Source organism: Marinobacter goseongensis (assembly GCF_023156235.1).
GTDB classification, from domain to species: Bacteria; Pseudomonadota; Gammaproteobacteria; order Pseudomonadales; family Oleiphilaceae; genus Marinobacter; species Marinobacter goseongensis.
The window spans coordinates 51,264-64,533 of record NZ_JAKZAI010000009.1 but is presented as its reverse complement, the minus strand read 5'-3'; the positions used below and the strand labels follow the sequence as shown (position 1 = coordinate 64,533).

Genomic DNA, 13,270 nt, shown 5'->3' with positions numbered 1-13,270 from the left:
AGATCTATGAGCCTTAATCCGAGAGACGTTGTCGTCGTCGATTGCGTGCGGACTCCGATGGGTCGTGCCAAAAATGGTTGCTTCCGCAACGTGCGTGCCGAGACTCTGTCCGCCGCGCTGATCGAAGCACTGTTTGAGCGCAACCCGAAGCTCGAGCCGAAAGAAGTGGAAGATGTGATCTGGGGCTGTGTGAACCAGACCAAGGAGCAGGGTTTCAACGTGGCACGGCAGATTTCCCTGCTGACCCGAATCCCTCACGAGTCGGCCGCGCAGACCGTCAACCGTCTGTGTGGTTCTGCCATGAGCGCGATCCATACTGCCGCCCAGGCCATCATGACCGGTAACGGCGATGTGTTTGTGGTTGGTGGTGTGGAGCACATGGGCCACGTGCCGATGACTGAAGGTTTCGACCACAACCCGGCCGCCTCCAAGTATTCTGCTAAGGCGTCCAACATGATGGGCCTGACCGCAGAAATGCTGGCCAAGATGCATGGCATCACTCGTGAGCAGCAGGACGAGTTTGGCGCACGTTCACACCGTCTGGCCCAGGAAGCGACCGTTGAGGGTCGTTTCAAGAACGAAATCGTGCCCATCGAGGGTCACGACGAGAATGGCTTCAAGGTGCTGATCGAGAACGACGAAACCATCCGTCCCGAGACCACCGCGGAATCCCTGGGCCAGCTCAAGCCGGCGTTCGATCCGAAGAGCGGTACCGTAACGGCGGGCACCTCTTCGCAGCTGACCGATGGCGCTGCCGCCATGGTGCTGATGTCCGCCGAGCGTGCTGAAGCGCTGGGTCTGAAGCCAATTGCCAAGATCCGCAGCATGGCGGTTGCCGGCTGTGATCCCGCGATCATGGGTTACGGTCCGGTTCCGGCCACCAAGAAGGCGCTGAAGCGTGCAGGCCTGAAAGTTGAAGATATCGACTTCTGGGAACTGAACGAAGCCTTCGCGGGTCAGTCCCTGCCGGTTCTGAAAGACCTGAAACTGCTGGGTGTAATGGAAGAGAAAGTGAACCTGAACGGCGGCGCGATTGCCCTTGGCCATCCGCTGGGCTGCTCCGGTGCACGTATCTCTACCACCCTGCTGAATGTCATGCAGGCCAAAGGCGGTAAGCTTGGTGTTTCCACCATGTGTATTGGTCTGGGCCAGGGCATTGCGACCGTGTGGGAGCGTCTGTGATTCGGTAAACCGAATTGGCAACGTTCTTCAGGAGGCCCGGCAATTGCCGGGCCTTCCTGTTTATGCTTCATTTAAAAAAAGCAGAACGGAAAACCAAGAATGGGTTGTCTTGCATTTGTTGACCCTGTAAAACAATGCACTTATACAATGTTCCGGCTATGGTGTGTTTTCTAGCCGACTGATTTTACAGCGAGTTTACGGTTTGCTGAATTATTAACCGATTATCGCCAAGGATACAGATCTCCGATATGGGTAAAAGTCTCGTTATTGTCGAGTCGCCTGCGAAAGCGAAGACCATCAACAAGTACCTGGGGTCCGACTTCATTGTAAAGTCGAGCGTCGGGCACATTCGTGATCTTCCGGTCAGCGGCAGCGGCTCTCAGTCAGATCCCAAAGAGCGCGCGAAACAGGCGGCGGCGACGCGCAAACTGAGCCCCGAAGAAAAGGTGGCTCACAAAAAGCGCAAAGCTCGTGAACAGCTGGTCGCCCGCATGGGTGTCGACCCGGATCAGGACTGGAGTGCACGTTACGAGATTCTGCCAGGCAAGGAGAAGGTGGTCAGCGAACTGAAGCGCCTGGCCAAGTCCGCCGACCACATTTACCTCGCGACGGATTTGGACCGCGAGGGGGAAGCCATCGCGTGGCACCTGCAGCAGACCATCGGCGGTGAGCCGGAAAAGTACCGCCGTGTGGTGTTCAACGAAATCACCAAACGCGCCATTCAGGCCGCGTTCGAAGATCCTGGCGCCCTCGACAATAACCGGGTCAATGCCCAGCAGGCACGACGTTTTCTGGATCGTGTTGTGGGTTACATGGTGTCACCTTTGCTGTGGGCGAAGCTTGCCCGCGGCCTGTCTGCAGGTCGTGTGCAGTCAGTGGCGGTGCGCCTGATCGTCGAGCGTGAGCGGGAAATCCGCAAGTTCATTCCGGAAGAGTTCTGGCAGCTGCACGCGGATCTGGGCGCAAAACAGGCTAAAGAGCCGGTCCGCTTCGAGGTTACCCGTTATCAGGACAAGCCCTACCGTCCGGTGAATGAGCAGCAGAGCAGCGAACACGTTGAGCGTCTCAAGGAGGGCTCGTTCCGGGTTGCCAAGCGGGAAGACAAACCCACTCGCTCGCGTCCGTCGGCGCCGTTTATCACCTCGACGCTGCAGCAGGCTGCCAGCAATCGTATGGGTTTCAGCGTCAAGAAAACCATGATGCTGGCTCAGCGCCTTTACGAGGCCGGCTACATCACCTATATGCGAACGGACTCGACCAACCTGAGTCAGGATGCAGTCAGCACCTGCCGTGATTTCATCCAGAAACAGTTCGGCGAGCGCTATCTGCCCGAGAAGCCGAGGGTATACGGCAGCAAGGAAGGCGCTCAGGAGGCCCACGAGGCCATTCGCCCGACCGAGGTGAGCCGCAGGCCGGCAGACATCAGTGGCCTCGAGAAGGACGCCGAGAAGCTCTACGATCTCATCTGGCGCCAGTTCATGGCCTGCCAGATGGCGGACGCTGAGTTCCTGAGCACGTCCATCGTGGTGGCCAATGGCGATTACGAACTGCGCACCCGCGGTCGCATCATCAAGTTCGACGGTTTTCTCAAAGCAGCGCCGCAGTCTGCCAAGAAAGACGAGGACGTGGCGCTGCCGGACATCAAGGTGGATGAGGCACTGGATCTGGCCAAGCTGGACCCGACCCAGCACTTCACCAAGCCGGCGCCGAGGTATACCGAAGCCAGCCTGGTCAAGGAATTGGAAAAGCAGGGCATTGGCCGCCCCTCAACCTACGCCTCGATCATCTCCACCATTCAGGACCGAGGCTACGTGCGGTTGCAGAACCGTCGTTTTTACGCTGAAAAGATGGGCGAGATTGTCACCGAGCGGTTGTCCGAGTCGTTCCCCAATCTTATGGACTTCGATTTCACCGCGAAGATGGAAGACGAACTCGACGACATCGCCGGGGGAGAGGTGCAATGGAAGAAGGTCCTGAACGATTTTTACAGTCGCTTCCGCAAACAGCTTGAAACCGCCGAGAGCACTGAGGAGGGGGGGATGCGCGCCAATACCCCCACCGAGACCGATATCCCGTGCCCCACGTGCAGCCGGCCGATGCAGATTCGTGTGGCCAGCACCGGTGTGTTCCTGGGTTGCTCAGGGTATTCGCTGCCACCGAAGGAGCGTTGCAAAACCACCATCAACCTGGTGTCGGGAGATGAGGTAGTCAGTGCTGATGACGACGTGGAAGGTGAGGGCGAGACCCGCCTGCTGCGTAAAAAACGTCGGTGTGTTAAGTGCGGTACCGCGATGGACAGTTACCTGGTGGATGAAGGCCGCAAGCTGCATGTTTGTGGTAACAATCCGGATTGCTCCGGCTACGAGGTAGAGACGGGAACGTTCCGTATCAAGGGGTACGAGGGGCCGACGCTGGATTGCGACAAGTGTGGCTCCGAGATGCAGCTGAAAACCGGTCGTTTCGGCAAGTACTTCGGATGCACCAACACCGAGTGCAAGAATACCCGCAAACTGCTGAAAAGCGGCGAGCCGGCACCGCCTAAAATGGACCCGGTTCCGATGCCGGAACTGCAATGCCAGAAGGTGGACGATACCTACGTGCTGCGGGACGGTGCATCCGGTCTGTTCCTGGCGGCCAGCAAGTTTCCGAAAAACCGTGAAACCCGGCCACCGCTGGTGATGGAAATCAAACCCCATCGCAAAGAGATTGATCCCAAGTACGATTACCTGATGGACGCACCGGAGCGTGACCCTGAAGGTAATCCTACCGTGATCCGTTACAGCAGGAAGAGCAAGGAGCAGTATGTGATGTCCGAGAAGGACGGCAAGGCCACCGGGTGGTCAGCCTGGTACGCCAACGGCAAGTGGCAGCCGAAGGAAAAGTAAGGTTGTGACGGTTGCCCCTTCAACGTGATGGGTGAGGGGGCAGACCTTTGTCGCAGCGTTGTGCCGGGAATCTCTACCGGAACTTTCTCAGACGCTGAATCAGTGATGAGGTGTCCCAGCGGTTGCCGCCCATGGACTGAACGTCGGCGTAGAACTGATCCACCAGCGCGGTAACGGGCAACGACGCGTTCACCTTGCGTGCTTCCTCAAGACAGATCCCCAGATCCTTTCGCATCCAGTCGACCGCAAATCCGTAGTCGAATTTGCCCTCGATCATGGTGCCCGAGCGGTTTTCCATCTGCCAGGACTGGGCGGCGCCTTTCGAGATCACATCGACCACTCTGGCCACATCGAGTTCTGCCTGTTCAGCAAAATGCAGCGCCTCGGACAGGCCCTGCACCAGTCCGGCGATAGCAATCTGATTGACCATCTTGGTTTTCTGCCCACTGCCGGCGGGCCCCATCAGGTTGAGTGCGCGGGCGTAGTGTTCCAGCACTGGCCGGGCCTGCTCGAATACCTGCGGATCACCGCCGCACATAATGGTGAGCTGTCCGTTCTCGGCACCTTGCTGGCCCCCGGACACCGGCGCATCAATAAATCCCTGCCGACGTTTTGCAGCGGCAGCGGCCAGTCTGACGGCAACGCCGGCCGAGGCGGTTGTGTGGTCCACCAGGATGGCGCCCTCTGGCGCGTGACGTATAATGCCGTCGTCGCCCTCGAATACCGCCTTCAGGTCTTTGTCTGCGCCGACACAGGTCAGCACGATATCCGCGTCACTCACCGCTTCGGCAATGGAGCTGCAGGCGCGCCCGGTGTGTTCGCCGGCCCAGGCCTCGGCCTTGGCCGACGTACGGTTCCAGACCCTGACATCAATGCCCGCCCGGGCCAGATGGCCAGCCATGGGATAGCCCATAACACCAAGCCCGATAAAGGCTGCCTTGATAGTCATGCATCATCTCCCGCTGTGGTTGTGTTTGGCTTAACTTATCACAGGGAGTAGGGCGCCGCGCATAAAAAAAGGCCGCTGATTCAGCGGCCTTTTTCCATTCCGTTACCGTGCCTTCGATTACTTTTTCGGGTATTCGCGGGCATCGGAACCGGTGTACAGCTGACGCGGGCGACCGATGCGGTAATCGCCGGAAACCATTTCGTTCCAGTGCGAGAACCAGCCGATGGTGCGCGACAGGGCAAAGATGACCGTGAACATGGAGGTGGGAATGCCGATGGCCTTGAGGATCAGGCCGGAGTAGAAGTCCACGTTCGGGTACAGTTTGCGCTTCACGAAGTATTCGTCTTCCAGTGCGATCTTCTCCAGGCGCTGGGCGATCCTCAGCAGCGGATCATTTTCCAGGCCCAGCTCGGTCAGCACCTCATGGGCCGTTTCCGCCATGACCTTGGCGCGCGGGTCGAAATTCTTGTAGACCCGGTGGCCAAACCCCATCAGGCGGAACGGGTCGTCCTTGTCCTTGGCCTTGGCAATGAACTTCTCGATGTTGGATTCGTCGCCGATCTCAGCCAGCATATCCAGAACCGCTTCATTAGCGCCGCCGTGAGCGGGCCCCCACAGGGCTGCAATGCCCGACGCGATGCAGGCATAGGGGTTGGCGCCGGTAGAGCCGGCGAGGCGCACGGTAGACGTTGACGCATTCTGCTCGTGATCCGCGTGCAGGATGAAGATCTTGTCCATCGCCTTCGCCAGAATCGGGTTCGGCTTGTACTCTTCACAGGGCACGCCGAACATCATCTGCAGGAAGTTCTCGGAATAGGAAAGATCGTTGCGCGGGTACATGAATGGCTGGCCGATACTGTACTTGTAACACCAGGCAGCGATGGTCGGCATCTTGGCGATCAGGCGATGCGCGGTGATTTCACGCTGATGCACATCGGTAACGTCCATCTGGTCGTGGTAGAACGCAGACAGCGCACCTACCACACCGCACATGATGGCCATCGGATGCGCATCCCGGCGGAAACCCTGGAAGAAGTTGCGCATCTGGTCGTGCAGCATGGTGTGGTTTTTGATGGTTTCGTGGAAGCGCTTGTTCTCTTCCGGTGTCGGCAGTTCGCCGTTCAGCAGCAGATAGCAGACTTCAAGGTAGTCGGAATGTTCCGCAAGTTGCTCGATCGGGTAACCGCGGTGAAGGAGAACGCCGTTGGCGCCATCGATATAGGTGATGGCTGATTCGCACGCTGCTGTAGATACGAACCCGGGATCGTATGTGAAAACGCCTTCCTGGACGAGGCCTCGTACGTCGATAACGTCAGGGCCGACGGTGCCTGAGTAAACCGGTAGCTCAATGGACTTGTCCCCCACCGAGAGCGTGGCTTTCCTGTCGGTCATGGTGCTCTCCTATTTATCAGCTTTGACAGCTTTATCTACGTTTATAGATGCGCTTGGAAGGCGCGTATTATCGCAAAACTGGCGGCAAAATATAGGGCGTTGGCTTTTTTTGTCAATAAATGAGGTGGGAAAACTCAATATTTGACAGAAGCTGTCAATGAGGGGATACCCGAACAGGGCCGTGTCCGCGTTCAAATTGAATTTGTCAATCATCCATATAGTGGGTGTGAAGCCGCTGTTTACAGGCATTGGGCTGCGTTGCACGTTTGTAATTAAGGGGGGTACTCCTTATAATCCGTAGCCCGGAATCGGGGATATGCCTTGCCTTTGTGCCAACGATGGCAGGTGGCGCTTGGTGTTTTCTCCCTCCTGAGCCAATCGTGTGCGGGTTCCGCCAGCACGCTGATCCATTACATACCAACCATCCGCATCGGTCTTTTCGGCCGCCTGTGGAACCAAGAGAGAGTGTGAGAGCGCTGTGAATAGCAAACGACCAGTTAATCTCGATCTCGGCAAGTTTCATTTCCCACTGCCAGCCATTACGTCCATATTGCACCGCATCAGTGGCATCATCATTTTCGTTGGTGTTGCGTTCCTGCTATACGGACTTCAGCTTTCCCTGTCCGGGGAAGAGGGCTTCAGTCGAGTGAATGAACTGCTGAACAGCTTCCTGGCGAAGCTGATCATCTGGGGCATTTTGTCTGCTCTGCTGTACCACCTGGTTGCAGGTATCAAGCATTTGCTGATGGATATGGGCATCGGTGAAGAGCTTGAAAGTGGCCGTCTCGCCTCGAAAATCACCCTGGTGGTGTCCGTTGTTCTTATTGTACTGGCTGGAGTTTGGGTATGGGCAGCGTAAATAGCGTAACGAATCTCGGCCGCAGCGGAGTTTTTGACTGGCTGATCCAGCGTGTCACAGCCTACGTACTCGCTCTGTACACACTGTTCCTGTTGGGTTTTATGGTGTTCAGTGATGTGAACTACGAAACCTGGTCAGCGCTTTTCGCACAGACCTGGTTCCGCATCTTTACCCTGCTGGCGCTGCTGTCTCTTGGCGCTCATGCCTGGGTGGGGCTCTGGACCGTCACTACCGACTACATCAAGGCCATGGCGCCGCGTTTCCTGGTACAGGCGGTGTGTGGTCTGACCATGTTCGTGTATGTGGTCTGGGGCATTCAGATTCTTTGGGGGCTTTAATAGATGGCTAATATCAAGACCATGTCTTACGACGCGATTGTTATCGGTGGCGGTGGTGCCGGTATGCGAGCGGCCCTGCAGTTGACCGAATCCGGCGTCAACACTGCGTGCATCACGAAAGTATTTCCGACCCGTTCGCACACGGTGTCCGCCCAGGGCGGTATCACCTGCGCGATCGCAAGCGCGGATCCCAACGACGATTGGCGCTGGCACATGTATGACACCGTCAAGGGCTCGGACTACATCGCCGACCAGGACGCGGTTGAATATATGTGTTCCGTGGGTCCACAGGCTGTGTTCGAGCTCGAGCACATGGGCCTGCCGTTCTCCCGCACCGAGCAGGGCCGCATCTATCAGCGTCCGTTCGGTGGTCAGTCGAAGGGTCCGGACAACCCGACTCAGGCAGCTCGAACTTGTGCAGCTGCCGACCGCACCGGCCATGCGTTGTTGCACACTCTGTATCAGGCAAACATCAAGGGCGGCACCACTTTCCTTAACGAGTGGTACGCGGTCGACCTGGTCAAAAACAGCAAAGACGAAGTGGTCGGTGTAGTTGCGATCGAAATTGAGACCGGCGAAGTGGCGTACATCAAGTCCAAGGCGACGGTTCTGGCCACTGGCGGTGCGGGCCGAATCTATGCCTCCACGACCAACGCCCTGATTAACACCGGCGATGGCATCGGCATGGCGCTTCGTGCCGGCTTCCCGATGCAGGACATGGAAATGTGGCAGTTCCATCCGACCGGCATATACGGTGCCGGCACGCTGGTAACGGAAGGTTGCCGGGGTGAGGGTGGTTACCTGATCAACGCTGAGGGCGAGCGCTTCATGGAGCGTTATGCGCCGAACGCGAAAGACCTTGCCGGTCGCGACGTAGTAGCACGTGCGATGGTAATTGAGGTCCTCGAAGGGCGCGGTTGTGGGCCCGAAAAGGACCACGTGCTGCTGAAGCTGGATCATCTGGGTGAAGAAACGCTCAACTTGCGGCTGCCCGGTATCTGTGAGCTGTCACGCACCTTTGCCCATGTGGATCCGGTCAAAGAGCCGGTGCCTGTGGTTCCGACCTGTCACTATATGATGGGCGGTATTCCGACGAACGTCGGAGGCCAGGCGCTGACCCAGGACGAGAACGGCAATGACAAGCCGATTCCCGGTCTGTTTGCCTGCGGTGAAGCGGCCTGTGTGTCCGTGCACGGTGCCAACCGTCTCGGCGGCAACTCACTGCTGGATCTGGTGGTCTTCGGCCGTGCGGCAGGCCTGCACATCGAAGAGCAGCTGCGCGGTGGTTTCGAAGTGGACGGTGCCAGCGAAGAGGATATCAAGCGCGCCATGGCTCGCCTTGATCGCCTGGACAACGCCTCTGAAGGTGAGAGCGTGGCTGCTGTCCGCAAGGATCTGCAGAACTGCATGCAGCTGTACTTTGGCGTATTCCGCGACGGCAAGAGCATGGAAGAGGGGCTGAAGAAACTGGAAGCCATTGGCGAGCGCGTGCGCAACACCAAGCTGGCTGATACCAGCAGTGCCTTCAATACCGCTCGGATTGAAGCGTTGGAACTCGATAATTTGTACGAAGTGGCTTTGGCCACTGCCATTTCAGCGTTCGAGCGCAAGGAAAGCCGCGGTGCGCACGCCCGGAACGACTTCACCGAGCGTGACGATGAAAACTGGCTGAAACATTCCATGTATTACCCGCTGGACAAGCGCGTCGGCAAGCGTGATGTGAACTTCAAGCCGAAGACCGTTGACACGTTTGAGCCGAAGATCCGGACTTACTAAGGGGGACCTGAACATGTTGGTAAGCCTTTATCGTTACAACCCGGAAAACGACAACGCGCCCTACATGCAGGACGTCGAGCTCGATATTCCGGAAGGCAAGGACCTGATGGTTCTTGATATTCTGAACCTCATCAAGGAGAGCGATCCGTCGATGGCCTACCGTCGCTCCTGTCGTGAGGGTGTATGTGGCTCCGACGGCATGAACATGAACGGCAAGAATGGCCTGGCGTGCATTACGCCCATGTCCCAGGTGGTCAAGAACAACAAGCTGGTGTTGCGCCCGCTGCCCGGCTTGCCGGTGATTCGTGACCTGGTTGTCGACATGAGCCTGTTTTACAAGCAGTACGAGAAGGTCATGCCGTATCTGGTCAACGACACGCCGGCGCCGGCGATCGAGCGGCTGCAGACTCCGGAAGACCGTGAAAAGCTCGATGGTCTGTATGAGTGCATTCTTTGCGCCTGTTGTTCCACCTCGTGTCCGTCGTTCTGGTGGAATCCTGACAAGTTCATCGGCCCGGCGGGCCTGCTGCAAGCCTATCGTTTTCTGGCGGACAGCCGGGATACCGCACAGGCCGAGCGTCTCGCCAATCTGGATGATCCGTTCAGCGTGTTCCGCTGCCGCGGTATCATGAACTGTGTTAGTGTTTGTCCGAAGGGCCTGAACCCCACAAGGGCAATCGGCCACATTCGGAACCTTCTGCTGCAGCGGGCAACCTGAAGCAGAAATCTGAGCAAGCGCTATACTGTTCTGATCAGGTTAGCACCCGGAAGGCCCTGCAACGATGCGGGGCCTTCAACCAAAGGCTTATAGTCAAAAGTCTTACCAGGGTGCACACTACACAAGCCGTGACGGAAGCTTAAAAGGCATCCTCACGGCTTTGCTGAGTATAAAAAAACCACTGGGGAACGGAAAACATCCATGCTGGGTGTGGTGGCCAAAGTCGATCCCGTAAAAACCCGTATTGACTGAGAAATACTCCTGGCCGACCATATCGAGCTCCCCCGCACCAGCCCAAGGTGAGCTATTCAAAATGCACGAAAGCATAATGGAGCAGTTATGGCAGACTTCCCACTTGCAGGGGGGAAATCTCGCCTATGTTGAACAGCTTTTTGAAACCTACCTGACAGACCCGAATGCCGTTCCCGAAGAGTGGCGCAACTACTTCGACAAACTCCCCAGCGTCGATGGTTATCACGGTCGCGACATTGTTCACTCTTCCATCCGCGAACAATTTGAGCACATCTCCCGCAATCAGCGTTTCCTGGCCAGCAACGGCGTACCTGCCAGTGCGACTTCCGATGCCGACAAAAAGCAGATTCGTGTTCTGCAGTTGATCAACGCTTTTCGTTTCCGTGGTCACCAGGAATCGAAACTGGATCCGCTGGGAGTCTGGCAGCGCCCGCCGGTAGAGGATCTCGATCCGGCATTTCACGAGCTGTCCGAAGCGGACCACGATCTGGAATTTCAGACCGGCTCCCTGAGCTTTGGTTCCGAGACCATGAAGCTCGGAGATATTATCGGCGGCCTGCGCCAGACCTATTGCGAGAGCATCGGTGCTGAATACATGCATGTGGTCGATACCCGCATCAAGCGCTGGTTCCAGCAGCGCATGGAACCGGTCCGCTCACGGCCGGAGTACGAAGCCAACACCCGCAAACACATTCTTGAGCGCCTGACGGCGGCGGAAGGTCTGGAGAAGTATCTGGGCTCTCGTTATCCTGGCGTCAAGCGTTTTGGCCTCGAGGGCGGTGAAAGCCTGATTCCCTGCCTGGATGAGCTAATCCAGCGGGCCGGATCCTATGGTGCCAAGGAAATCGTTCTGGGCATGGCCCACCGGGGTCGCCTGAACGTTCTGGTCAACACCCTCGGCAAGAACCCGAAAGAGTTGTTCGACGAGTTCGAAGGCAAAAAACTGGCGGATTCCGGCTCCGGCGACGTTAAGTATCACCAGGGTTTCTCATCCAACGTGATGACCCCGGGCGGTGAAGTGCACCTGGCCATGGCATTCAACCCGTCGCACCTGGAGATTGTCTCGCCGGTTGTCGTGGGTTCTGTTCGTGCCCGCCAGACCCGTCGCAACGATAACGATGGTACCCAGGTGGTTCCGATCATCCTGCACGGTGATGCAGCATTCGCCGGACAGGGTGTGGTGATGGAAACCTTCCAGATGTCCCAGACCCGGGGCTACGGCATTGGTGGAACGATCCACATCGTCATCAACAACCAGGTGGGTTTCACCACCAGCAAGCAGGAAGACGCCCGTTCCACGGAATACTGTACCGACGTGGCGAAGATGGTGCATGCGCCGATTCTGCATGTGAATGCAGATGATCCCGAGGCGGTGATGTTCGTGACCCAGATGGCCATGGATTACCGTAACGAATTCAAGCGTGACGTGGTCATCGATCTGGTCTGTTATCGCCGTCGGGGCCATAACGAGGCGGATGAGCCTGCAGCGACTCAGCCGGTCATGTATGAAAAGATTCGCAAGCTGAAAACCACCCGTGCGCTGTATGCCGAAACGCTGGTCGCGGCCGGTGTGATTTCCGAGGACGAATCCAAGCAGATGGACCTCGACTACCGTGACGCATTGGACAAGGGTGATCACGTTGTAAAGTCGCTGGTCAAGAAGCCGAATAAAGAACTGTACGTTGACTGGACGCCATATCTTGGCCATGAGTGGACCGCCAAGTGCAAATCCAGTGTCGCACTGAAAACCATTCAGAAGCTGGGCAAGAAGCTCACCCAGGTTCCCGAAGGCTTCAGTATTCAGCGTCAGGTGTCCAAGATCGTATCCGACCGGGACAAGATGACTGCCGGTGCCCTTCCGATCAACTGGGGTTACGGCGAAGTGATGGCCTATGCCACCTTGCTGGATGAGGGTCACCCGATCCGCATTACCGGCCAGGACGTTGGCCGCGGCACGTTCTCGCATCGCCACGCGGTTCTTCACAACCAGAAGGACGGCTCCACCCACATCGCGCTGGCGCACCTTGCAGAGGACCAGCCGAAGCTGGAAATCTACGACTCGCTGTTGTCGGAAGAAGCCGTCATGGCGTTCGAGTACGGTTATTCGACCACCGCTCCGGACGGTCTGGTGGTGTGGGAAGCCCAGTTCGGCGATTTTGCCAACGGTGCTCAGGTTGTTATCGACCAGTTCCTCACCAGTGGCGAACACAAGTGGGGCCGACTCTGCGGCCTGACCCTGCTGCTGCCTCACGGCTATGAGGGACAGGGGCCGGAACACAGTTCCGCGCGTCTCGAGCGTTTCCTGCAGCTCTCAGCCGAGCACAACATCCAGGTGTGCGTGCCGACCACACCGTCTCAGGTGTTCCATATGCTGCGCCGTCAGGTGAAGCGTCCGCTGCGCAAGCCGCTGGTGGCGATCACCCCCAAGAGCCTGTTGCGCCACAAGGAGGCGACGTCCGATCTTGAGGATCTGACGTCTGGCACCTTCCAGACTGTGCTGCAGGAGAAGGAGCCGTCCGATCCAAAGAAAATCACCCGCCTGATCCTCTGCAGCGGCAAGGTCTATTTTGACCTGCTGGAAAAGAAGAAAGCGGATGAACGGAACGACGTGGCGATTGTGCGAATCGAGCAGCTATACCCGTTCCCGGGCGATGATCTGGATGAACTTCTTGCCCAGTATCCGAAGCTCAAGGACGTGGCCTGGTGCCAGGAAGAGCCCATGAACCAGGGTGCGTGGTACTGCAGTCAGCACCACATGCGCAATGCGCTGCACCGCAAGAACACTAAATTGTACCTTCAGTATGCTGGCCGTGAGGCGTCTGCCGCTCCGGCGTGTGGCCATATGTCCGTGCATATCGAAGAACAGAAGAAACTGGTTAACGACGCGTTCGAAATCTGACGAGCTACCGAACTAAGGAT

At 57.4% G+C, this 13,270-nt stretch carries 9 protein-coding genes; 7 read left to right on the top strand and 2 right to left on the bottom strand.

What is annotated here, in order from left to right; genetic code table 11:
* The first annotated feature begins 6 nt into the window (after positions 1 to 6).
* Positions 7 to 1,182 carry an acetyl-CoA C-acyltransferase FadA gene (fadA, locus tag MLC70_RS09855; protein ID WP_248183500.1) on the top strand — a complete coding sequence of 392 codons (1,176 nt, stop codon included), beginning with the start codon at positions 7 to 9 and terminating at the stop codon, positions 1,180 to 1,182.
* A gap of 248 nt (positions 1,183 to 1,430) precedes the next feature.
* Entirely contained in the window at positions 1,431 to 4,067 is a 2,637-nt protein-coding gene (topA, locus tag MLC70_RS09850) for a type I DNA topoisomerase (protein ID WP_248183499.1), read from the top strand.
* 73 nt (positions 4,068 to 4,140) lie between these two features.
* Here the strand turns inward: topA and MLC70_RS09845 are convergent, their stop codons facing one another.
* Both MLC70_RS09845 and gltA read right to left on the bottom strand, forming a co-directional pair.
* Positions 4,141 to 5,016 (bottom strand): NAD(P)-dependent oxidoreductase, encoded by an 876-nt coding sequence (locus MLC70_RS09845; RefSeq protein WP_248183497.1) that lies wholly within the window; start codon positions 5,014 to 5,016, stop codon positions 4,141 to 4,143.
* A gap of 117 nt (positions 5,017 to 5,133) precedes the next feature.
* Positions 5,134 to 6,408: a citrate synthase gene (gene gltA, locus MLC70_RS09840; RefSeq protein WP_248183496.1), complete on the bottom strand. Its 1,275-nt coding sequence runs from the start codon at positions 6,406 to 6,408 to the stop codon at positions 5,134 to 5,136.
* A 478-nt stretch (positions 6,409 to 6,886) separates the two neighbouring features.
* Between gltA and sdhC the strand changes: the two genes are divergently transcribed.
* The 5 genes from sdhC to MLC70_RS09815 all read left to right on the top strand — a co-directional run bounded on the left by sdhC (position 6,887) and on the right by MLC70_RS09815 (position 13,250).
* On the top strand, positions 6,887 to 7,267 hold the full coding sequence (gene sdhC / locus MLC70_RS09835; RefSeq protein WP_248183495.1) for a succinate dehydrogenase, cytochrome b556 subunit: 381 nt from the start codon (positions 6,887 to 6,889) through the stop codon (positions 7,265 to 7,267).
* Complete coding sequence (gene sdhD, locus MLC70_RS09830) at positions 7,255 to 7,605, top strand: succinate dehydrogenase, hydrophobic membrane anchor protein (RefSeq protein WP_248183494.1); 351 nt, start codon at positions 7,255 to 7,257, stop codon at positions 7,603 to 7,605. Before sdhC ends, sdhD begins: the two co-directional genes overlap by 13 nt.
* A 3-nt stretch (positions 7,606 to 7,608) precedes the next feature.
* The gene (gene sdhA / locus MLC70_RS09825; protein ID WP_248183493.1) at positions 7,609 to 9,381 is read left to right on the top strand and encodes a succinate dehydrogenase flavoprotein subunit; all 1,773 of its coding nucleotides are present in this window, start codon (positions 7,609 to 7,611) and stop codon (positions 9,379 to 9,381) included.
* Between the two features lie 13 nt (positions 9,382 to 9,394).
* A complete protein-coding gene (locus MLC70_RS09820; RefSeq protein WP_248183492.1) occupies positions 9,395 to 10,099 on the top strand; it encodes a succinate dehydrogenase iron-sulfur subunit in 705 nt (234 codons plus the stop codon).
* 313 nt (positions 10,100 to 10,412) lie between these two features.
* On the top strand, positions 10,413 to 13,250 hold the full coding sequence (locus MLC70_RS09815; RefSeq protein ID WP_248183490.1) for a 2-oxoglutarate dehydrogenase E1 component: 2,838 nt from the start codon (positions 10,413 to 10,415) through the stop codon (positions 13,248 to 13,250).
* Positions 13,251 to 13,270: the final 20 nt, after the last annotated feature.

Excerpts from the sequence above, each read along its gene's own strand:
- fadA (WP_248183500.1), top strand. The coding sequence starts at position 7 with ATGAGCCTTAATCCGAGAGACGTTGTCGTCGTCGATTGCGTGCGGACT.
- topA (WP_248183499.1), top strand. The coding sequence starts at position 1,431 with ATGGGTAAAAGTCTCGTTATTGTCGAGTCGCCTGCGAAAGCGAAGACC.
- MLC70_RS09845 (WP_248183497.1), bottom strand. The coding sequence starts at position 5,016 with ATGACTATCAAGGCAGCCTTTATCGGGCTTGGTGTTATGGGCTATCCC.
- gltA (WP_248183496.1), bottom strand. The coding sequence starts at position 6,408 with ATGACCGACAGGAAAGCCACGCTCTCGGTGGGGGACAAGTCCATTGAG.
- sdhD (WP_248183494.1), top strand. The coding sequence starts at position 7,255 with ATGGGCAGCGTAAATAGCGTAACGAATCTCGGCCGCAGCGGAGTTTTT.
- sdhA (WP_248183493.1), top strand. The coding sequence starts at position 7,609 with ATGGCTAATATCAAGACCATGTCTTACGACGCGATTGTTATCGGTGGC.
- MLC70_RS09820 (WP_248183492.1), top strand. The coding sequence starts at position 9,395 with ATGTTGGTAAGCCTTTATCGTTACAACCCGGAAAACGACAACGCGCCC.
- MLC70_RS09815 (WP_248183490.1), top strand. The coding sequence starts at position 10,413 with ATGCACGAAAGCATAATGGAGCAGTTATGGCAGACTTCCCACTTGCAG.